This window comes from Mycolicibacterium pyrenivorans (assembly GCF_025821625.1).
Lineage (GTDB): Bacteria > Actinomycetota > Actinomycetes > Mycobacteriales > Mycobacteriaceae > Mycobacterium > Mycobacterium pyrenivorans.
This window is the reverse complement of sequence record NZ_JACKSH010000023.1, coordinates 15,944-37,308: the sequence shown is the minus strand read 5'-3', so window position 1 is coordinate 37,308 and position 21,365 is coordinate 15,944. Positions and strand designations below refer to the sequence as shown.

Here is a 21,365-nt window from a genome sequence, read left to right as displayed (position 1 = left end):
GTCACCCCTCGTCTGCTGCGTCGACGACGACGAGTTCCGCTGTCGGCGTGGCGTTTTCCCGCCGCTCAACCCAGTTCACGATGGCGTCGACCGCCTTGTCGCGCGGAACTCCATTGATCTGCGTACGATCACCGAACCGGAATGACACGGCCCCTGCATCCACGTCACGGTCGCCCGCGAGCAGCATGAACGGAACCTTCTGGTTGGTGTGGTTGACGATCTTCTTGGCCATCCGGTCGTCGCTGGTGTCGACCTCGGCGCGGATGCCGCGCATCCGCAGGTGCGTCACCAACCCGTTCAGATAGTCGATGTGACCGTCGGCCACCGGGATGCCGACGACCTGCACCGGCGCGAGCCATGCCGGGAAGGCGCCCGCGTAGTGCTCGGTGAGCACGCCGAAGAACCGCTCGATCGACCCGAACAGCGCGCGGTGGATCAGCACCGGGCGCTGGCGGGAGCCGTCGGCGGCGGTGTATTCGAGCTCGAAGCGGTCGGGCATGTTGAAGTCGAGTTGGATCGTCGACATCTGCCAGCTTCGTCCCAGGGCGTCGCGCACCTGTACCGAGATCTTCGGTCCGTAGAACGCGGCGCCGCCCGGGTCGGGCACCAGTTCGAGACCGGACGACTCGCCGACTTCGCGCAGCGTGTCGGTGGCCTCGTCCCAGGTCTCGTCGGAGCCGACGTACTTCTCCGGATCCTTGGTGGACAACTCCAGGAAGAAGTCGTCGAGGCCGTAGTCGGCGAGCAGGTCGAGCACGAACTGCAGCAGCGACGCCAGTTCGTCGCGCATCTGTTCGCGGGTGGTGTAGATGTGTGCGTCGTCCTGGGTGAACCCCCTGGCCCGGGTGAGCCCGTGGACCACACCGGACTTCTCGTACCGGTAGACGGTGCCGAACTCGAACAGCCGCAACGGAAGTTCCCGATAGGACCGTCCGCGCGACCTGTAGATCAGGTGGTGCATGGGGCAGTTCATCGGTTTGAGGTAGTAGTTCTGCCCCGGCTTGCGCACCGTGCCGTCGTCGTTGAGCTCGGCATCGATGTGCATCGCCGGGAACATGCCCTCGGCGTACCACTCCAGGTGACCGGAGGTGACGTAGAGATTCTCCTTGGTCAGGTGGGGGGTGTTGACGAACTGGTACCCGGCTTCGATGTGCTTACGGCGCGAGTAATCTTCCATCTCGTTGCGGACGATGCCGCCCTTGGGGTGGAAAACCGGTAGGCCCGAACCCAATTCGTCGGGGAAGCTGAACAGGTCGAGCTCAGAACCGAGTTTGCGATGATCGCGGCGCTGGGCCTCCTCGAGGAGTTCGAGGTGGCGGTCGAGGGCCTCCTGTGACTCCCAGGCCGTGCCGTAGATGCGCTGCAGACTCGCGTTCTTCTGGTCGCCGCGCCAGTAGGCGGCCGAGCTGCGGGTCAGTTTGAACGCCGGGATGTAGCGCGTGGTCGGGATGTGCGGCCCGCGGCAGAGGTCGCCCCATTCGCGTTCGCGGGTGCGGGGGTTGAGGTTGTCGTAGGCGGTCAGCTCGTCGCCACCGACCTCCATGACGTCGGGATCGCCGGACTTGTCGTCGATGAGTTCGAGTTTGTAGGGCTCACCGGCCAGCTCCTCGCGGGCCTGGTCCTTGGACTCGAAGACCCGGCGGGAGAACAGCTGGCCCTCCTTGACGATCTGGCGCATCCGCTTCTCGAGGGCCTCGAGGTCCTCTGGGGTGAACGGTTCGGCGACGTCGAAGTCGTAGTAGAAGCCGTCGGTGATGGGCGGGCCGATGCCCAGCTTGGCGTCGGGGAACAAGCCCTGTACCGCCTGGGCGAGGACATGGGCGGCCGAATGGCGGATGACGCTGCGTCCGTCGTCGGTGTCGGCGGCAACGGGCGTGACCTCGGCGTCGGCGGCGGGCACCCACGACAGGTCACGCAACCGCCCCTCGGCGTCGCGGACGACGACGACGGCGTCGACGGCTCCCCGGGTCGGCAATCCGGCGTCGCGCACCGCCTGCCCCGCGGTCGTCCCGGCAGCGACCCGGATCGGGGCTGCTGGGGCGGTGCTGGCGGCGGCGCTCATCGGGGGCTCTCCAAACGTTGGGTGGTTCTGGGGTCGCTGACCGCGACCATGCTATCGGGGCGAACCCTCACGTCCCGATACCAATGGGGCTATCCAGCCAGTGGTGCTCGACGCCGACCAGCTCCCCCGCCCAGGCGAGAGCGCCGAGCATCCACAACGTGACCACCACCACCGCCGCGGTGAACACCGCGCCCAGCGCCTGCACCGCCACGTGTTGCTGCTTGAACCACTCCATCGCCGCGTCGTAGCGGGTGCGCGCGTATGCCAGCAGTCTGCGTGCCCAGTCGAATTCAGTCGCCAGGATCGCCAGGCCGACGAACACGATCGCCCAGCCTGGGCCCGGGTAGGGAATGGCGAGGATGCCGACACCGAGGACCAGCAGTCCGACGACCCCGACGGCGATGCGGTAACCGAGGTCGAGGACCCGCCGTTCGCGAACCTTGTCGCGCCAGCGCGCCCATCGGCGGATGATCACCGGACGGTTGTCCTCGCTCACGGTAGACCCGGCTTCAGCTTGACGAACAGGGCGTGTGCCTCCGCGACCACGTCGTCTCCGTCGAGGATCCGGCCGGAGACGAAGATCTTGCGACCCTCGATCGAGTCGATGCCGGCGTCGACCCGGAGCTGCTTCTGCACCGGGGCGATCCTGCGGTAGTCGACGTGCAGGAACGCGGTGCGCTGCGCTCGGCTGCGACTGAGCTTGAACGCGGTGAACCCGAGCAGCGAATCGAACAGCAGTGCCACGGCGCCACCGTGGGCCGCTCCGTTGCGACCCAGGTAATAGCGGCGGAAATGCGCGGTGCCTACGACGCGGCCGTCTTCGGTGACGTGCAGATCCAGCGGCACCTGCAGGATGTTGCCGCCGTTGGGCAGGTCCATCCTGCGGCCAGACGGCGACGACCACTCGTCGGCGTCGTAGGGCGCAAGCAGCTGCGAGGCCTTCTCGAGGAGGTCGGCGGCTTCGGTGATCACGTCATCGGGCGCGTCGGCGGCACGCGCGTGGTCCTGCAGCGAACGCACCGCCTCGACGAAACGCCCGTAGTCCGGTCCGCCGCTGCGGGTGGGTTCCGGCGGATTGAATCCCCCACCTGCGTGTGCATCGACGGATTCATGGGCGGCCACCCGCTTACCGTATTGGTTGTCTCATGCGTCGGCCGCCCCGGCGTTGCTCAACGTGTCGAATTCGGCGTCGGTGAGCTCGATCTGCGCGGCGGCGACGTTCTCCTCCAGATGGGCGACCTTGGAGGTTCCCGGGATGGGCAGCATCACCGGTGAGCGCCTGAGCAACCAGGCCAACGCCAGCTGCGAGGGGGTGGCGCCGTGGTCGGCGGCGATGCTCTGCAACGGTCCGTCGGCGGCCGCGAGCGGCCCCGCGGCCAGCGGAAACCACGGGATGAAGGCGATGCCTGCGGTTTCGCACGCGTCGAGGACGGGTTCGGCGGTGCGAACCGTCAGGTTGTACATGTTCTGCACCGAGACGATCGGGGCGACCGAGCGCGCCGCGTCGAGTTGTTCGGCGGTGACCTCGGACAGTCCGATGTGCCGGATCTTGCCTTCGCGCTGCAACGCTGCCAGCTCACCGATCTGGTCCTCGGCGGGGAACTTGGTGTCGATGCGATGCAGTTGGAACAGGTCGATGGTGTCCACGCCCAGACGGCGCAGGCTCATCTCGCACTCCTGGCGCAGGTAAGCCGGATAACCCAATACGGGCCACTGGTCCGGACCGGTGCGCAGCAGACCCGCCTTCGTCGCGATGACGACCCCGTCGTAGGGGTGCAGCGCCTCGCGGATCAGTTCTTCGGACACGTACGGGCCGTAGGAGTTCGCGGTGTCGATGAAGTCGACTCCGAGTTCTGCTGCCCTGCGCAGGACTCTGATGCACTCGTCGCGGTCGGCCGGTGGGCCCCAGACGCCGTCACCCGTCAGGCGCATCGCGCCGAAGCCGAGACGATTGACGGTGAGGTCGCCACCGAGGGTCAAGGTCGAGGTCACGGTGACGACGGTACGCCGGCGATGACAAGCTGACATCCGTGAAGTTGAGCGCCCTGTCGGGCAAGCCGCTGACCTACACCGAGGTCGGGGCGACTGCGGGGCCGATGCCTCCCGGGTACCACCACCTGCGAAAGTCGTCGGTGATCGGCCGGGGACGCGACCGGTTCGACGAGGCTGCGGCAAACGGGATGCGCTGGGGGATGCTGCGCGGGGCGGGTCTGCGGGTGGAGGCGGCCACGCCGGTCGCCGAGGTCGGCGCCGAGGTGTTGGTCCACCTCGGGCCGGTGGTCGCCCCGTGCCGAGTGGTCTACGTCGTCGACGAGCCCGACCGTCGCGGCTTCGCTTACGGGACGCTGCCCGGGCACGCCGAATCCGGTGAGGAGCTCTTCCTGGTCCGCTACGACCCGGCCACCGAAGACGTGATCGCCGAGGTGGTCGCGTTCTCCCGGCATGCGACGTGGTGGAGCCGGCTCGGCTCTCCGGTGACGTCGCTGCTGCAGCGGCTGATCACCGATCGCTATCTGAGGGCGCTCTGACGGTTCGGCCAGGGCGCCGCGTTGTCACAAACGCGATATCGCCCGTGCGTGAGCCGTTTGCGGTGGTCAACGGTAACCTGAAGACCCATAATTGACGCTCGACTAAACGGACGGTGACGGTGAACGATCAAGCCGGCGTGGAGACTGCGCATCTGCGCGTCGCGGAACTGGTGCGGGGACTGCACAACAGGTCCGACACCGATTCCGACACCGTGGTGGCGGAGCTTGCCGAGCACGCCGCCGTCGAGATCCCCGGCGCGCAGTACGCAGGCATCACTCTGAGCCGCAACGCCAAGCAGATCGAGACTCCGGCGGCGACGCATCACTGGCCGCTGCTGCTCGACAAGATTCAGCAGCGTCATCTTGAGGGCCCGTGCCTGTCGGCGGCGTGGGACGAGAAGACCGTCCATGTCGCCGATCTGGAAACCGAGGAACGGTTCCCCAACTATCGTCGGGACGCGCTGTCCGAGACGCCGATCCGGTCGATCATGGCTTTTCAGATGTTCATCGCGGGCGAGACCATAGGCGCCCTGAACGTCTACTCCGAGCAACCGGGGGCGTTCGGGTCGGAGTCGCGCAACCTGGGTTTGATCTTCGCGGCGCACACGTCGGTCGCGTGGAATTCGGCGCGCCGCGACGAACAGTTCCGCCGCGCCCTGTCCAGTCGCGACATGATCGGACAGGCCAAGGGCATGATCATGGAACGCTACGGCGTCGACGCGGTTCAGGCGTTCGAGCTGCTGCGCAAGTTGTCGCAGGATTCGAACGTGCCGCTGATCCAGGTCGCCACCGATCTGGTCTCTCAGGCCCAATCCCCGGCCAAGTAAGCCACACCACCGCGTTCACCGGCGCGGGACGGATGGGCTCGGGTCGCGGCCGCGCAGCGCGGAAGCGTGACTTCGAAACCTGGGTCTCGAAGTACACGCTCCGCGCCTCGAGCAGGTGACCTATGTTCCCGCCCGATGCGTGCTGCGCGTCGCTCTACCGGTTGTCCCAGCGGTCGCGGCCCAGCGGCTCCGTTCCGGTGACCAACGCCCTGGGGATGTCAGCGTTGGCCGCGGGTGCGGCGGCCTGATCCCCTTGGGAGGCTGACCAATCGGTGCCGATACAGAGCAGATCGGACGGCACGGGGATCTCATTGGGCAGCGGCACCGGCAGGCCGGGGATCGACGGGATGTTCAGCGGCGGGGGCGCGATCAGGTTGGACAGACCGGTCGCCGCAAGCGGGGTCAGCGGATCCGGCGGCGCCGGAACACCCACACTGGCAGCTCCTGCCGCGCCCGGTGCCGGTGCAGGCGGCGGCGGCATCACCCCGGCTACCGAGGAAGCCGCGTCCTGCACGGTGCGCATCACACCGGGTGGCGTCAGCAGGTCGGCGACCGTCACCGAACTGCCCGGGGTTCCCGGAATCGGCGGTTGCGGCGTGCCGGTGTTGACGCCCACCGAAGATGGCGGGGTCGGCGGGAACGGTGGAACCGGGTTGTTGACGGCGACGCTCGACGAGCCGGGCGGCACGGGCGGCGCCGGCGGCGCCACCGCGTTGACCGGGGTGTTCGTCGACGACGGTGGGACAGGCGGTGCAGGCGGCGTCACTGCGGGGACCGAAGCTCCCGCCGGGACACCGGGAACCGGCGGCGCCGGTGGCGTCACGACTCCCGCTGGGACTGCGGCATTTCCACCCGGGGCGGGAGGGAGGGGCGGCGCGGCCACTCCAGCGTCACCGAAGATCGGTGCGGCCGGTGCCGGCGGAGCCGGCGGAGTCCCTCCGGGGACGGCCGCGGCCGCGGGAGCAGCAGGAGCAGGCGGACCCCCGGGACCAGTGGCACCTGCGGCACCTGCGGCACCTTCGACTGGAGCGCCGCCGGGTAGTCCGGCGGGAGCCGCGACGCCCGCATCACCGAAGATCGGTGCAGCCGGCGCTGCCGGTCCAGCGGGCGCGACGTTGGCGGCGGCGGCATCGATCGGAGCACCGGAGGCAGGCGGCGCGGGGGGCGTCACCAGACCGGCCTCACCGACAACCGGAGCACCCGGGGCGTCCGGCGCAGGCGGCGTCACCACACCAGCCTCACCAACCACCGGAGCACCCGGGGCGCCCGGCGCAGGCGGCGTCACCACACCAGCCTCACCAACCACCGGAGCACCCGGCGCACCCGGCGCAGGCGGCGTCACCACACCAGCCTCACCAACCACCGGAGCACCCGGCGCGCCCGGCGCAGGCGGCGTCACCACACCAGCCTCACCAACCACCGGAGCACCCGGCACACCCGGCGCAGGCGGCGTCACCACCTCAACCGACGAACCCGAAGGCGTCGCAGGCACGGGCGGAGCAGGCGGCGTCACCACACCAGCCTCACCAACAACCGGAGCACCCGGCACACCCGGCGCAGGCGGCGTCACCACACTCGACGAACCCTCCACCGGCACACCCGGACCACCCGGAGCCGGCGGCGTCACCACACTCGACGAACCCTCCACCGGCACACCCGGACCACCCGGAGCCGGCGGCGTCACCACCTCAACCGACGAACCCGCAGGCGTCGCAGGCACCGGCGNTGCAGGCGGCGTCACCACACTCGACGAACCCTCCACCGGCACACCCGGACCACCCGGAGCCGGCGNCGTCACCACCTCAACCGACGAACCCGCAGGCGTCGCAGGCACCGGCGGTGCAGGCGGCGAGAAGGTTTCCACTGTGGTCGCCGCCGGTGTCGCCGGGGCGGGAGGTGCTGGCGGCGAGAAGGTTTCGACCGTATTCGCGACGGGCGTGCCGGGAGCGGGCGGCGCCGGCGGTGTCACCACACCCGACGAACCCTCCACCGGCACACCCGGACCACCCGGAGCAGGCGGCGCCACGATGCCCGCCTCACCGACAACCGGCACACCCGGTGCGGGCGGCGCCGGCGGCGTCACCACACCAGCCTCACCAACAACCGGAGCACCCGGTGCGGGCGGCGCCGGCGGCGCCACCACGCCAGCCTCACCAACAACCGGAGCACCCGGCGCAGGCGGCGCCGGCGGCGCCACCACACCAGCCTCACCAACAACCGGCACACCCGGCGCAGGCGGCGCCGGCGGCGCCACCACACCAGCCTCACCAACAACCGGAGCCCCGGGTACCCCCGGACCACCGGNGGCCGCGTTACCGGCGGCCGCAGCAACCGGTGCACCCGGCGCANGGACACCGTCGGCAGGCACCGCACCGGCGGCACCCTCGACCGGCGCCCCGGGAACCCCCGGACCACCCGGGGCCGCGTTACCGGCGGCCGCAGCANCCGGTGCACCGGGTGCGGGCACACCCGGAGGCGGTACCACGCCGGCGTCGCCGATGATCGGGGCACCCGGTGCCGGCGGCGCGGGAGGCGTGCCCACTCCGGCGGGTATCGCCGCGGCACCGCCAGGTACCGGTGGAGCCGGCGGTGTCGCCACCCCGGCTTCACCGATGATCGGAGCGCCCGGGACCGGCGGCGTCGGCGGACCGACGTTGGTCACGGGCGTGCCGACGGGCGCGCCCGGAACCGGCGGCAGCGGAGGCGTACCGGCGCCCCCGGAGTTCACCGCGGGAACCCCCGGAACCGGAGGTGCGGGAGGCGTCGCTCCCGACGACGGGATGGACACCGAGGCCGGTGGGCGCGGTGGAACCGGGGGCGTGCCCGCACCGGTCGCACTCGCCGCCGGGACCGCCGGCGACGGCGGGACCGGAGGCGTGGCACCCGATGACGACCGCGATACCGAGGCCGGCGGGCGCGGCGGCACGGGCGGTGTGCCCACCGAGGAGGAACTTGCCGGCGGCACGACCACCGGAGGGGCGGGTTGTCCAGGACCGCCGGTGAACGACGACGCCGCCCGCTGCAGCGACTGGGGAATGTCGGCGGGGTTGGAGACGATTTGCTGCAGGATCCCCACACACGGCACGCCTCCCCGCGTCGGGTCAGCGGTCGCCACCGGGCTGAGCAAGGGGGCGCTCAAGAACATCCCCGCGCTGCCCATCATGACAACGACGATGCCCTTCTTGGTCCGTGACATGTGCTCCCCAGTCTTTCTGCGTCCGTGCCGCGCGAATTACATCCGCGTAGTTACCGGGCTTACTGAACCGACAATTTCTAAATTCGCCGCCGCGACAATTCTGGCGTTACGGAACCGTTGCGAAGGAGAAGCGGTCCCGTCACCTTGGACCGCCGTGACCTGCACGAACAAAACGTCGACCGCACCACACCAATCGCACCCGTCTGGGAATTGAAACGCCTTCCGCGGCGTCGGTGCCGATCCGGCACCCGACCTATGCTCACGCGAAGGACAGGACGTGCCGACGCGAAGGCACCGCTCAGCACGACGGCACCCGCATCGCAAGCCGTGTTGCTGGGAACAGCGCGGCGCTCGTGCGGGGCCCGAGGACCCGGCCGAGTACCGCGGGCCCAAAATGGTTGCTGCACTGCACCAGACCGGGTGGCGTCACCGTTCCGTTGCGCCCCCGATGAGCATCATCGCGAACCACCGCACCGACCACCGTCATGGGGTTGAGGACCATTGGCCCTGTCTGTGAGAGTCGGACGCGAGCAGTGTTGGTAATGAACCGAACGGAGGTCACGATGCGCGCGCCACAGGTTCAGCTGGCGGTGATCGTCGATGCGCTGCAACTGGCCTGCCGGGCGCCTTCGCTGCACAACAGCCAGCCGTGGCGCTGGGTGGCCACCGACCACACCGTCGAGTTGTTCGCTGACATGGCGCGACTGGTCCGATCCGCCGACACCGCCGGGCGTGAAGCCCTGATCAGTTGCGGCGCGGTTCTGGACCACTTCCGGGTGGCGATGGCCGCGGCAGGCTGGGCAGCCACCGTGCACCGCTTCCCCAACCCGAACGATCCCCACCACGTCGCGACGCTCGAGTTCACCGCGGCGCCGGTCTCCGACGCGCACAGACGTCGTGCCGATGCGATCCTTTTGCGGCGCACCGACCGGCTGCCCCTGACTGCGCCACCGGACTGGGATGAACTGGCGAGCATCCTCGGCGAGGATGCGGGCACCGACGCGGTGCGGGTGGACGTCGTCGCCGACGAATCGCGGGACGCGCTCGCCGAGGCCTCTCACCTCATCGAGGTGCTCCGCCTCTACGACTCCGACTACCACGCCGAATTACATTGGTGGACAGCTGACTTCGTTGCCACTGACGGAGTTCCCCGGAGCTCACTGATCTCGGCGGCCGAAAGTGAGCGTGTCGACGTCGGGCGCGCATTCCCGGTTGTCCCGCAGGCCGAACGGCGTAGCCACGTCGAGGAAGACCGCTCGAGAATCCTCGTCCTGTCGACCGAGGAAGACAGCAGGGAAAGCGTATTGCGTTGCGGCGAAAACCTTTCCGTCGTGCTACTGAACGCCACCATGGCGGGGTTGTCGACCTGTACGCTGACCCATATCACCGAGGTGCCAGCAGGTAGGGAGGTCGTCGCCTCGCTCATCCCCGGTGACACCATCCCCCAGGTGATCGTGCGGGTGGGTCTGGCCCCGGCGTTGGAGGCCTCTCCCCCGCCGACACCGCGCCGGCCGATCGACGAGATCCTTCAAATACGAAGGGGGTCAGCATGTTAGACCGCACCCCGACACCTTGCATCGTGGTCGGAATCGACGGCTCGCCGTCCGCGGTCGATGCCGCGCTGTGGGCGATCGACGAAGCGGTCGAGCGCGACATCCCGTTGCGGTTGGTGTACGTCATCGAGCCGACCGAAGAGGCACAGATCGATCCGCAGGACGAGGCGCGCCGCATCGCCACTGCCGAGGTGGCGGTGCGTTACGCCCTCACCGCGGTGGAGTCCACGGAGCGGCCCGTCAAGATCGAGATCGAGATCCTTCAAGCTCGCCCGGTCCAGGCACTGCTGGAGGCGTCACAGCCTGCTGCACTGCTCTGCGTCGGGGCGCGGGGACTCAAGCACGCCACCCAGGGCCGCATCGGCTCGACCGCGGCCGCCGTGGCGTCCGCGGCGCGTTGTCCCGTGGCGATCGTGCGCGCCCACCGTCCCCACCGCAATCACAGCCGCGCGGTGGTGATCGAGATCCACGACACCGCCGGCGGCGGCGCGGTGCTGCAACGCGGACTCGACGAGGCCAGGCGCCGGGGCTCCCCGGTTCGGGTGCTGACACCCGCACGGATGTACCCTGAGGTCCACGCCCAATGGGAGCGCAGACTGGCGGAGTGGCAGCGCCGCTACCCCGATCTCGACATCACCTCGGTGCGCACGCAGGGAGACACCCTGGACTACGTCACCGCGAACGCCGACTCGATTCAGCTCCTGGTGGCCGGCCGCGGACGGCCGGGCGGCGTCGGCGCGCTCGTCGGCGCGCCGGGCAACGCCGCGCTGCGAGACACGGACTGTTCGATACTGGTGTGCGAACCGCACAACGCACTGTGACGGTGCCGATCCACAGGGGGTATGACGTCGCATCATGGTGAAGGTTTTCCTGGTGGACGACCACGAAGTCGTCCGGCGCGGCCTGATCGATCTGCTCGGCAGCGATCCGGAACTCGATGTCGTCGGCGAGGCCGGGTCCGCGGCCGAAGCGCTGGCGCGCATTCCAGCGCTGCGGCCCGATGTCGCCGTCCTCGATGTTCGACTTCCCGACGGCAACGGCATCGAACTGTGTCGCGATCTGCTCTCCCGGCTCCCCGATCTGCGCTGCCTCATGCTGACCTCGTTCACTTCGGATGAGGCCATGCTCGATGCGATCCTCGCCGGCGCGAGCGGCTACGTGGTCAAGGACATCAAGGGAATGGAGCTGGCCAAGGCCATCAAGGAGGTCGGCTCGGGCCGGTCCCTGCTCGACACCAGGGCGGCGGCGGCGCTGATGTCCAAGCTGCGCGGCGAGGGCGAACACCCTGATCCGCTCTCCGGCCTGACCGACCAGGAGCGCGTGCTGCTCGACCTGCTCGGCGAGGGGCTGACCAACAAGCAGATCGCCGCGCGGATGTTCCTGGCCGAGAAAACCGTCAAGAACTACGTTTCGCGTCTGCTGGCCAAGCTCGGCATGGAGCGACGCACCCAGGCGGCGGTGTTCGTGTCCAGGCTCGACCGGCACCACCGGCCCGGCCAGCCCTAGGCGCCACCGGGCCTACCTCCCTCACGTCAGCGGGTAGCCGTCTTGCTGCACAACGACTTCCGACAGGGCGCGGCGCGGCGTCGGGGGTAACGGGTCGGCGTTGACCGGTGCCCAGCCGATCCGCAGCATCATCTGCGGGTGCCCTTCGTCACCGAACACGTCGTCACGTACCGCCTCCCGGGTGTCGGCGAACTCCAGCGGCTCGGTGATCGGGCAGCTCGCCAGACCCAACGCCGTCGCAGTCAGCAGCACCACGCTGGTCGCCTCACCCGCGCGCAGCCGCGACAATGGGTCGTCCTCGACCGTGCCCAGCGCGAGAACGACGGCGTTCTCCTGGGCGGGCTCGGTGTTCGGCGCCTGCGCCAGCACGCCACCGGCGAACGTCCGCACCGGGATCGGGCCCGTCCCGTCGGCACCGGGAACACTCCGCGCCGGCACGCCCGCTGTCGAGGCGTATCGGCCGCTCCAGGTGGCCAGTTCGGCCAGGTACTCCTTGTCCTTTCCGTGCCGATACGCCGCTTCGGTGACCAGCCGCTTGAGATTCTCCAGATCATCGATCCGGCGCAGGGTCACTCCGGCGCGGGCTGCCCGGGCGCCCATCAGTGCGATGTCCCCACGGGGCACCGGCCACGAACTGTAGTGCCGGCGATCGGTACGCCTGCGTGGAATCGCGGCGGCCAGCGCCACATCGAGTTCCGCCGCCGGATAGCTGTGCAGGTCGAGTGCGGCGAGGTGGTTCGGCTCGGCGGGGTTGGGGAAACGATGGACCTTCGACTGCCAGCCGAGCGCGGCCAGCGCCACTACGCAGTGGTTCAGCGCCGCCCCGCAGCTGAGCATGAGGTCGCGGCCGTCGGGGTCGGTACTGGGCAGGAGCAGTTCAGGGTTGGCATACAGGTGCACGCCATGGTCAGCCAACCGCCATTGCCACGGTTGGGAGTTGTGCACCGACGGGGCACGGACAGCCAGCGACAGCGCCGACCGGATGGTCTCGGAATCTGGAACCTGCGCACTCATCGCGCCACCCTTCAGCCAGTGTCGACATCCAGGGTGCGCTGTGTGACGGGGCAAGCGAGAGGGCACAAAGACCTCTCATGGGTCAGCTAATTCGCCGACTGTGTGAGCCACACCGCGGTGTCCGGAGGCAGAGTTCGGTCGACGCCCGGCGCCGACGACAGTGCCACCGTCGCCACCTCCGGCAGCGGCACCGGGGTATCACCGGTGTTCACCCAACACTGCGCTCCGCCACGTTCGAACGCTGCGACATCGGGGGCGACGGTCAGCCACTTGACGTCTCCGGCGTCGCGCCACATCGAGGGCCGGAGACGCAGTGCCGCCCGGTAGAGGTTCAGCGTCGAATCGGGATCGCGGTCCTGTGCCTCCACGCTGTGCTCGGCCCAGTGTTCCGGCTGCGGCAACCAGGTGACGGTGCCGTCGTCCGGCCCGAATCCGTAGGGTACCGATGTCGCGGTCCACGGCAACGGGATTCGGCATCCGTCACGACCGACGTCGGTGAAGCCCGACTGCGCCCATGTCGGGTCCTGGCGCACTTCGCCGGGCAGGTCCTCGATCTCCTCGAGCGCCAATTCCTCGCCCTGGTACACGTAGGCGGTACCGGGCAACGCCAACTGCACGAGCGCCGCGGCACGGGCGCGGCGGCGCCCCAACGCGTGGTCGGCGTCCTCGTCAGCCCAGCGCCCGCGCTCCCAGTCCGTGCCGACCAGGTGCGGCGGTTGCGACCGGGCGAACCGGGTCACCGTGCGGGTGACGTCGTGGTTGGACAGCACCCAGGTCGGAGGTGCCCCGACGGTGGCAGCGGCACTGATGGCGTCGTCGACCACGGCGCGCAGGATCTCGGCGCGCCAGGGCGTGCGCAGGAAGTCGAACTGGAACGCCGTGTGCAGTTCGTCGGGCCGCAGATACCGGGCCAGGCGCTCGTTGCTGGACACCCATGCTTCGGCGATGAAGATCCGTTCGGGGGCGTAGCGGTCGGCCACCGACCGCCATCCGCGGTAGACGTCGTGCACGCCGTCCTGGTCCCAGGCCGGATGACCGGCGCGACTCTCCACGAGGGCCTGCGAAGCGTCGTTCCCGTCGTCGGCGTCGGGCAACCCAAATGCCTTGACCAGACCGTGTGCCACGTCGATGCGGAAGCCGTCGACGCCACGGTCGAACCAGAAAGCCAGGATGTCCTCGAACTCGCCGCGCACCTCATCGTGGTCCCAGTTGAGGTCGGGCTGACCGGGGGCGAACAGATGCAGATACCACAGGGAGCCCGGGTCGTCGCCGATCCTTGTCCACGCCGGACCGCCGAAAACGCTCTGCCAGTTGTTGGGCGGCAGCGCACCGTCGGCACCGCGACCGGGCCGGAAGTGGTAACGCTGCCGCGCAGCGGGATCACCGGCGAGCGCGGCACGGAACCACGGGTGCCCGTCGGAGGTGTGGTTGGGCACGATGTCGAGGATCACGCGGATGCCGAGGGCATGCGCCTCGGTGATCAACGCCTGCGCCTCGTCGAGGGTGCCGTACGCCGGTTCGATGTCGCGGTAGTCGGCCACGTCGTAGCCCGCGTCGGCCATCGGCGAGGGATACCACGGATTGATCCAGATGGCGTCGACGCCCAACTTCGCCAGGTACGGGAGCCGGGCGCGCATGCCCTGGACATCGCCGATGCCGTCGCCGTTGCCGTCAGCGAAGCTGCGGATGTAGACCTGGTAGACGACGGCGGTCTGCCACCAGGACGGAACTGCGGAAGGCACGGCACTCCTCGAACATCGCGTAAGCGTTTACGTCACCAGATTCCCGATATACCGAGGGTCTGTCAATCGGAGACCCAGAGACGTAAATAGTTACGGTGCGCTACGTTCCGGTGCGATGATCCCGAAGCAGACGGTCAACATGACCGATGTGGCGCGGCGGTCGGGTGTCTCGATCGCCTCGGTGTCGCGCGCGCTGCGCGGTGAGAGCGGCGTCTCCCCCGCCACCCGGAGCCGAATACTGTCGGCGGCGCGCGAACTGGCCTACGTGGTCTCACCCGAGGCGTCGCGACTCTCCGGCGGCACCACCGGCCGCGTCGGTGTCGTCGTGCCCCGCGTGGACGCGTGGTTCTACTCGACGATGCTCGCCGGCATCGCCGGCGAATTCGACGCCGTAGGTGTCGATCTGGTCCTCTGCGCGCTACCGGACGCTCCGGCACGGCACCGGTTCTTCGAGGCGCTTCCGTTGCGCCGCAAGGTGGATGCCGTGATCGTCGTCTCCGTCCCGCTGACCACCCGGGAGCACACCCGCCTCGACCAGTTGGGGCTGCCCACCGTGTTCGTGGGGGGCCATCATCCGCGGGCGGACCAACCGTGGGTCGGCATCGACGACGAACGTGCCGCACAGCAGGCCGTCGGGCATCTGCTGCGCATCGGTCACCGTGACATCGCGATGATCCAGGCCGGCGACGACGGCGGGACACCTTGGGCCACCAACGAGGCCCGCATCCGCGGATTCCACCGACAGATCGGCGGGGCGGGCCTCGCCGAGCCGATCGTGGAGACCGTCGAGTGGGGCATCGACGGCGGTGCGCGGGGCATGGAGCTGCTGCTGAGTCGCCCGCAACTGCCCACCGCGGTGTTCTGCCATTCCGACGAGATCGCCCTCGGTGCCCTGCGCACGCTACGACGATCAGGAATCTCTGTCCCGCAGCAAATCTCGGTGATCGGTGTCGACGATCACCCGTCGGCCGAGATCGCCGAGCTGACGACGGTCGCTCAGCCGGTTCGGGAACAGGGGCGCATCGCGGCGGGGCTGGCGCTCGCGCACCTCGACCCCGAGAGGCCGCAGGCCGCACCCACGGTGACGACACTTCCGACCCGGCTGGTCATCCGCGGCTCGACCGCCCCGCCACGGTGACACCACTACCCCAACGAGGCTGTGAACTGTGACACACTCATCGGCGTACCGAATGTGCTGCCCGGGGCCCTCATCCGGACCCGGGCGTCGTTGCAGGCTTCTTGGACGAGGACGTGATGAGACGAAATCAGTTCGCCCGCGGGCGGTGCCGCCGCGCAATCGCGCTGGCCAGCGCGCCTCTGGTCGCGGCAACACTGTTGTCCGGCTGCGGCAGTCAGGGGGGTCCCCCGACATTGACGTGGTACATCCTGCCCGACAACGGCGGCTCGGCCGCTCGCGCCCAGGAATGCGCGGACGCCTCAGGCGGGGCCTACCAGGTGCGAATCGAGTCGCTGCCCAGCACCGCCACTGCCCAGCGCGAGCAGATGGTCCGCCGACTGGCGGCCGGGGACACCTCGATCGACGTCGTGAGTCTCGACGTGGTGTTCACCGCGGAGTTCGCCAACGCCGGCTTCCTCCGCCCCTACACCGCTGAGGAGACCACTCGGCTGACGGCCGGGATGTTGCCGTCACCGGTAGAGACAGGTATGTGGGACGACCAACTCTTCGGAGCGCCTTACAAGTCCAACGCCCAGCTGCTGTGGTACCGCAAATCAGAGGCGGCCGCGGCAGGAGTGGATCCCACCAGCCCGACCTTCACGTGGGATGAGATGCTCAAAGCCGCTGTGGGTCAAGGCAAGAAGATCTCCACCCAAGGGCAGCGATACGAGGGCTACATGGTGTGGATCAACGCCCTGGTGTTGTCCGCCGGCGGCGAGGTGCTGCAGGACGTGGAGGCCGGTCGCAACGCCAAACCGTCGTTGGCCAGCCCCGCAGGGGACAAGGCCGCCGAGATCGTCGGCAACCTCGCGCGCTCCAGCGCCGCACCTGTCGATCTGTCGAACGCCGCCGAGGAGCAGGCCCGCGCGACGTTCCAGTCGCAGGAGGGCATGTTCATGCTCAACTGGCCGTATGTGCTCGCGGCGGCACGCAGCGCCGCCGAAGAGGGCACGCTCCCCCAGGAAGTGGTCGACGACATCGGCTGGGCCCGCTACCCGAGGGTGCTCCCCGACCGCCCCAGCGCACCGCCGCTCGGCGGCGCCAACCTGGGTATCGGCGCGTACTCAGAGCACCCCGACGAGGCGGTCGCGCTGGTCGAGTGCATCAACGCCGAGCCGAAGGCCACCCAGTACATGCTCGACGAGAGCGAACCGTCGCCCTACGCCGCGTCCTATGACGATCCGGCCATCCGCGCCGAATACGCCAACGCCGACCTGATTCGGGAATCCATCGCCGAGGGCGGTCCCCGCCCGCTGACCCCGTTCTACACCGACGTGGCAGGGGCGGTCACCCAGACCTGGCACCCCCCGGCCTCGGTGACCGCGGAAACCCCGGAAAGGACAGACCAATTCATGGCTGACGTGCTGGCGGGAAGGCGACTGCTGTGACCACCGTCGAGAAACCACCGCCCATCCAGAAGGATCCCGGTAAACCGGCCGTCAGCGAGCGGATCCGCGGCGAGCGACGCCTCGGCCTGTACCTGACGCTTCCGTCGTACCTGGTGATGCTGCTCGTCACCGCCTACCCGCTCGGGTATGCGTTGGTGTTGTCGCTGTACAACTTCCGGCTCACCGACCCAGGAGGACGCACGTTCGTCGGACTGAGCAACTTCGGCGTCATCCTCACCGACCCGGTGTGGTGGAACGACTTCGTCACCACGCTTGCGATCACCGTGGTCACGGTCGCCATCGAGTTGGTCCTCGGGTTCTGGTTCGCGTTCGTGATGCTGCGGATCATCCGGGGCCGTGGCCCACTGCGCACCGCGATCCTGATCCCCTACGGCATCGTCACCGTGGTGTCGGCGTTCATCTGGCGCTACGCGTTCGCCATCGACTCCGGATTCGTCAATCAGTGGCTCAACCTCACCGACTTCGACTGGTTCGGCGGTCGCTGGTCGGCGATCTTCGTCATCTGTCTCTCCGAGATCTGGAAGACCACGCCGTTCATCTCGCTGCTGCTGCTCGCCGGGTTGGTGCAGGTGCCCGAGGACATGCAGGAGGCGGCCAAGGTCGACGGCGCCACGGCATGGCAGCGACTGTGGAAGATCACGTTGCCGAACATGAAGGCCGCCATCATGGTCGCGCTGTTGTTCCGCACCCTCGACGCGTGGCGCATCTTCGACAACCCGTACGTGATGACGGCAGGCGCCAACAACACCGAGACGATCTCCTTCCTGGCCTACCGGCAGAACGTCACGCTGGTGAACCTCGGGATGGGTTCGGCGGTCTCGGTCCTGCTGTTCCTGACCGTCGTCGCGATCGCATGGATCTTCATCAAGGTCTTCAAAACCGACCTCTCGCAAGTCAGGGGTGACCAGTGACCAGCGCCAAGAGCACCCGATGGTGGACGATCGCGGGCATCGTCATCGTGATCTACAGCTTCGTTCCGCTGCTGTGGATGATCAGCCTCGCGCTGAAACCGCCGTCCGACATCGTCTCCCGTAATCCACAGTTCCTGCCGAGCACGTTCACTCTTGACAACTTCGTGCAGATCTTCAGCCAGCCGCTGTTCATCCGGGCGCTGATCAACTCGATCGGCATCGCGGTGATCGCGACGGTCATCTCGGTGATCATCGCGATGTTCGCCGCGTATGCCATTGCGCGGCTGGAGTTCCCGGGCAAGAAGCTGCTGCTCTCGCTGGCGCTGGGGATCGCGATGTTCCCGCAGGCGGCACTGGTGGGTCCGCTGTTCGACATGTGGCGGGGGCTGGGCATCTACGACACGTGGATCGGCCTGATCATCCCCTACCTGACATTCGCACTGCCGCTGTCGATCTGGACGATGTCGGCGTTCTTCCGTCAGATCCCCTGGGAGATGGAACATGCCGCCCAGGTGGACGGGGCGACGCAGTGGCAGGCGTTCCGCAAGGTGATCGTGCCGTTGGCGGCACCCGGGGTGTTCACCACGGCGATCCTGACATTCTTCTTCTGCTGGAACGACTTCCTGTTCGCCATCTCGCTGACGTCCACCGACAGCGCCCGCACGGTGCCCGCGGCGCTGGCGTTCTTCCAGGGCGCGTCGTACTTCGAGTCACCGGTGCCCTACATCATGGCGGCGTCGGTGATCGTGACGATCCCCGTCGTCATCTTGGTCCTCATCTTTCAGCGGCGCATCGTCGCCGGTCTGACCTCCGGAGCAGTGAAGGGATAACCCCATGGCAGCAATAACGATGCGCAACATCGTCAAGAAGTACGGCGACGGCTTCCCCGCCGTCAACGATGTGAGCCTCGACATCGCCGACGGCGAGTTCGTCATCCTCGTCGGCCCGTCGGGCTGCGGGAAGTCGACCCTGCTGCGGATGATCGTCGGCCTCGAGGACATCACCTCAGGTGACATGCTGATCGGCGACGAGCGGGTCAACGACAAGCAGCCTCGTGACCGCAACCTGGCGATGGTCTTCCAGAACTACGCGCTGTACCCGCATCTGACCGTGTTCGAGAACATCGCGTTCCCGCTTCGGCTGTCCGGCAAGCACTCCGACGAGGAGATCCGCAAGCTCGTCACCGAAGCTGCGGACACCCTGGAACTCGGTGAGCACCTCGACCGCAAGCCGGCCAATCTCTCCGGCGGGCAGCGCCAGCGGGTGGCGATGGGGCGTGCGATCGTGCGCAATGCCGACGCGTTCCTGTTCGACGAGCCATTGAGCAACCTCGACGCCAAGCTGCGCGGGCAGATGCGCACCGAGATCCTGCGGCTGCAACGACGTTTGGGCGTCACCACCGTCTACGTCACCCACGACCAGACCGAGGCCATGACCCTCGGTGATCGGGTCGCCGTGCTGAAGAAGGGGATGCTGCAGCAGGTCGCCAGCCCGCGCGAGCTCTATGACCAGCCGGTGAACCTCTTCGTCGCGGGTTTCATCGGATCCCCGCCGATGAACTTCGTGCCCGCGCGGGTCAACGGCAACGAAATCGAGCTTCCGTTCGTGACGGTCCCGCTGCGCGACGAGTGGCGCGGCGCGGTCGAGGACGGGGAGTTGTACATCGCCGGGATCCGTCCGGGCGCGTTCGAGGACGCCGAGTTCGTCGACACCGACAAGGCCTCGCGCGGAGTCACCTTCGATGTCGAGATCGACGTCACCGAATGGCTGGGCAACGAGCAGTACGCGTTCGTGCCCTTCGAGGCGACACCGGAGATCTCCGCGCAGCTGGCAGAGCTGGCCAACGAGCTTGACAGTGAGCAGCTGCGCCATCAACTCTGCGTCGAGCTCGATCCGCTGAGCCGGGTGCGGTCCGGCGACAAGGCCACCCTGTGGCTGGACGCCGAGCGCCTTCATCTGTTCGATCCGCACTCCGGCGACAACCTCACACGCGTCGTCCCCGAGCGCTCGCGCGAGGAGCGCGGTCCGGAGTCCGGCGGGCGCCACGCAGCGACCACCGGCTGAGCTGCGGATCCCGAACCAGGATGGCAGCTCCCGAGCTGCGACTTCGGGCCCCGCGCCCGGGACTGCTTGCGCTGCCCTGGGATCGCCCGCTGGCCGACTGGCTGGTGCCCGAGGTGCCGCTGCGCGACATCGCCGTCGGGCCCAGCAGGCACCTGGTGAAGTTCGTCGAGTCGGACGGTGAACTGTGGGCGCTCAAAGAGTTACCGCCACGGGTCGCGGGGCGCGAATACGGCGTCCTGAGCCGTCTGGAGGAGATGTACCTCAACGCGGTCCGGCCCGCCGGGCTGGTGTTCCAACCGAACTTCGACACCGCGATCCTGCTGACGCAGTTCCTGGTGGGTTCGTGGCAGTACCGGCGGTTGTTCATGCGTTTGCCTCCCGATGCGCCCAAACATCGCGCCCGGCTTTTCGACGCGATGGCCACCCTGCTGGTCGAACTGCACCGGCACGGAGTGTTCTGGGGTGACTGCTCACTGGCCAACACGCTGTTTTCCCGCGACGGCCAGGTGCTGCAGGCCTTTCTCGTCGACGCCGAGACCAGCGAGATCCACCCTCGCCTGTCCGATGGACAGCGCACCCACGACATCGACATCACCGTCGAGAACGTCGCCGCCGGCCTGCTCGATGTGGCGGCCAAGCTCGAGAAGCCGGAACTGGAACCCGGATTCATCGCCGAGGCGCTGAGCATCAGAGACCGCTACGAACGCCTGTGGGAGCTGCTGCACGCCGAGCCGACATTCGGATTCGCCGACCGGTACCGGGTGGAGGGCACCATCCGCAAGCTCAACGAGCTCGGCTTCGCCGTCGACGAGGTGTCGATGCAGCCCGTCAAGGAGGACCCCGCAGGTGCGACCGACCAGGTACGCCTGCACGTCGCGGTCGGCGACCGGCGCTACCACGCCACGCAGCTGCAGCGGTTGACCGGACTCGATGTCGGCGAAGGCCAGGCGCGCATCCTGCTCGGCGACCTGCAGGCCTATCAGGGTCAGCTGTGCCGGGAGGCCGGCCACGACGTCGACGAACGCACCGCCGCGCAGCTGTGGGTGATGGAGGTGGCCACCCCGACGATGCACCGCGCGCACGCCGCCGTCGGGGGTACCGGGACGCCGATCCAGGCGTACTGCGACCTGCTCGAGGTGCGGTGGCTGCTCTCCGAGCAGGCCGGCCGCGACGTCGGCACCGAACGGGCGTTGCAGGCCCTGGCGCGCCGCGTGGTGCCGTCGGAGTCCGCCGCTCAGCTGATCGCGGTGGAGACGCCGACCGAGCCGTTCTCGGTGCTCGACGACGACGAGTAACCACCCCCGATCCGCGCGTTGCTTACGCAGCTGCGGATATGATCGGCTATTCTCTCCGCATCCACGGAAACCGACCCCGGG

17 protein-coding genes are annotated in these 21,365 nt (G+C 68.5%); 11 read left to right on the top strand and 6 right to left on the bottom strand.

Annotated features, from left to right (window positions below):
* Nucleotide 1: 1 nt before the first annotated feature.
* The 4 genes from thrS to H7I57_RS02945 form a co-directional block, all read right to left on the bottom strand.
* On the bottom strand, nucleotides 2-2,062 hold the full coding sequence (gene thrS, locus H7I57_RS02960; protein WP_264021793.1) for a threonine--tRNA ligase: 2,061 nt from the start codon (nucleotides 2,060-2,062) through the stop codon (nucleotides 2-4).
* 67 nt (nucleotides 2,063-2,129) lie between these two features.
* Complete coding sequence (locus H7I57_RS02955; RefSeq protein WP_264021792.1) at nucleotides 2,130-2,558, bottom strand: TIGR02611 family protein; 429 nt, start codon at nucleotides 2,556-2,558, stop codon at nucleotides 2,130-2,132.
* The gene (locus H7I57_RS02950; RefSeq protein WP_264021791.1) at nucleotides 2,555-3,184 is read right to left on the bottom strand and encodes a PaaI family thioesterase; all 630 of its coding nucleotides are present in this window, start codon (nucleotides 3,182-3,184) and stop codon (nucleotides 2,555-2,557) included. The genes H7I57_RS02955 and H7I57_RS02950 overlap by 4 nt, the downstream gene beginning before the upstream one ends.
* Before the next feature lie 21 nt (nucleotides 3,185-3,205).
* The gene (locus tag H7I57_RS02945; protein ID WP_264021790.1) at nucleotides 3,206-4,054 is read right to left on the bottom strand and encodes an aldo/keto reductase; all 849 of its coding nucleotides are present in this window, start codon (nucleotides 4,052-4,054) and stop codon (nucleotides 3,206-3,208) included.
* Nucleotides 4,055-4,092: 38 nt separating this feature from the next.
* On the opposite strand from H7I57_RS02945, the gene H7I57_RS02940 reads away from it, so the two are divergent.
* From H7I57_RS02940 to dosR, 5 genes are all read left to right on the top strand, one after another.
* On the top strand, nucleotides 4,093-4,590 hold the full coding sequence (locus H7I57_RS02940) for a DUF1990 domain-containing protein (RefSeq protein WP_264021789.1): 498 nt from the start codon (nucleotides 4,093-4,095) through the stop codon (nucleotides 4,588-4,590).
* A 119-nt stretch (nucleotides 4,591-4,709) separates the two neighbouring features.
* Nucleotides 4,710-5,417 carry a GAF and ANTAR domain-containing protein gene (locus H7I57_RS02935; protein ID WP_264021788.1) on the top strand — a complete coding sequence of 236 codons (708 nt, stop codon included), beginning with the start codon at nucleotides 4,710-4,712 and terminating at the stop codon, nucleotides 5,415-5,417.
* A 3,759-nt stretch (nucleotides 5,418-9,176) separates the two neighbouring features.
* Nucleotides 9,177-10,169 (top strand): Acg family FMN-binding oxidoreductase, encoded by a 993-nt coding sequence (locus tag H7I57_RS02925; protein WP_264021821.1) that lies wholly within the window; start codon nucleotides 9,177-9,179, stop codon nucleotides 10,167-10,169.
* Entirely contained in the window at nucleotides 10,163-10,987 is an 825-nt protein-coding gene (locus tag H7I57_RS02920) for a universal stress protein (RefSeq protein ID WP_264021786.1), read from the top strand. Before H7I57_RS02925 ends, H7I57_RS02920 begins: the two co-directional genes overlap by 7 nt.
* 34 nt (nucleotides 10,988-11,021) lie before the next feature.
* Nucleotides 11,022-11,672: a hypoxia response regulator transcription factor DosR/DevR gene (gene dosR, locus H7I57_RS02915; protein ID WP_264021785.1), complete on the top strand. Its 651-nt coding sequence runs from the start codon at nucleotides 11,022-11,024 to the stop codon at nucleotides 11,670-11,672.
* Nucleotides 11,673-11,693: 21 nt separating this feature from the next.
* Here dosR and H7I57_RS02910 read toward each other — a convergent pair whose 3' ends face one another.
* Together H7I57_RS02910 and H7I57_RS02905 are read right to left on the bottom strand one after the other, a co-directional pair.
* The gene (locus H7I57_RS02910) at nucleotides 11,694-12,686 is read right to left on the bottom strand and encodes an Acg family FMN-binding oxidoreductase (RefSeq protein ID WP_264021784.1); all 993 of its coding nucleotides are present in this window, start codon (nucleotides 12,684-12,686) and stop codon (nucleotides 11,694-11,696) included.
* A gap of 86 nt (nucleotides 12,687-12,772) precedes the next feature.
* On the bottom strand, nucleotides 12,773-14,428 hold the full coding sequence (locus tag H7I57_RS02905; RefSeq protein WP_264021783.1) for a glycoside hydrolase family 13 protein: 1,656 nt from the start codon (nucleotides 14,426-14,428) through the stop codon (nucleotides 12,773-12,775).
* Between the two features lie 115 nt (nucleotides 14,429-14,543).
* On the opposite strand from H7I57_RS02905, the gene H7I57_RS02900 reads away from it, so the two are divergent.
* The 6 genes from H7I57_RS02900 (at nucleotide 14,544) to H7I57_RS02875 (ending at nucleotide 21,284) form a co-directional block, all read left to right on the top strand.
* Nucleotides 14,544-15,566 (top strand): LacI family DNA-binding transcriptional regulator, encoded by a 1,023-nt coding sequence (locus H7I57_RS02900; protein WP_264021782.1) that lies wholly within the window; start codon nucleotides 14,544-14,546, stop codon nucleotides 15,564-15,566.
* A gap of 116 nt (nucleotides 15,567-15,682) precedes the next feature.
* Nucleotides 15,683-16,993 carry an extracellular solute-binding protein gene (locus H7I57_RS02895; protein WP_264021781.1) on the top strand — a complete coding sequence of 437 codons (1,311 nt, stop codon included), beginning with the start codon at nucleotides 15,683-15,685 and terminating at the stop codon, nucleotides 16,991-16,993.
* Nucleotides 16,990-17,925 (top strand): carbohydrate ABC transporter permease, encoded by a 936-nt coding sequence (locus H7I57_RS02890; RefSeq protein ID WP_264021780.1) that lies wholly within the window; start codon nucleotides 16,990-16,992, stop codon nucleotides 17,923-17,925. Before H7I57_RS02895 ends, H7I57_RS02890 begins: the two co-directional genes overlap by 4 nt.
* Nucleotides 17,922-18,755 (top strand): carbohydrate ABC transporter permease, encoded by an 834-nt coding sequence (locus H7I57_RS02885; RefSeq protein WP_264021779.1) that lies wholly within the window; start codon nucleotides 17,922-17,924, stop codon nucleotides 18,753-18,755. Before H7I57_RS02890 ends, H7I57_RS02885 begins: the two co-directional genes overlap by 4 nt.
* Before the next feature lie 4 nt (nucleotides 18,756-18,759).
* Nucleotides 18,760-19,989: an ABC transporter ATP-binding protein gene (locus tag H7I57_RS02880; RefSeq protein WP_264021778.1), complete on the top strand. Its 1,230-nt coding sequence runs from the start codon at nucleotides 18,760-18,762 to the stop codon at nucleotides 19,987-19,989.
* A gap of 20 nt (nucleotides 19,990-20,009) precedes the next feature.
* Nucleotides 20,010-21,284, top strand: a complete 1,275-nt coding sequence (locus tag H7I57_RS02875; RefSeq protein ID WP_264021777.1) for a DUF4032 domain-containing protein — start codon at nucleotides 20,010-20,012, stop codon at nucleotides 21,282-21,284.
* Nucleotides 21,285-21,365 lie beyond the last annotated feature (81 nt).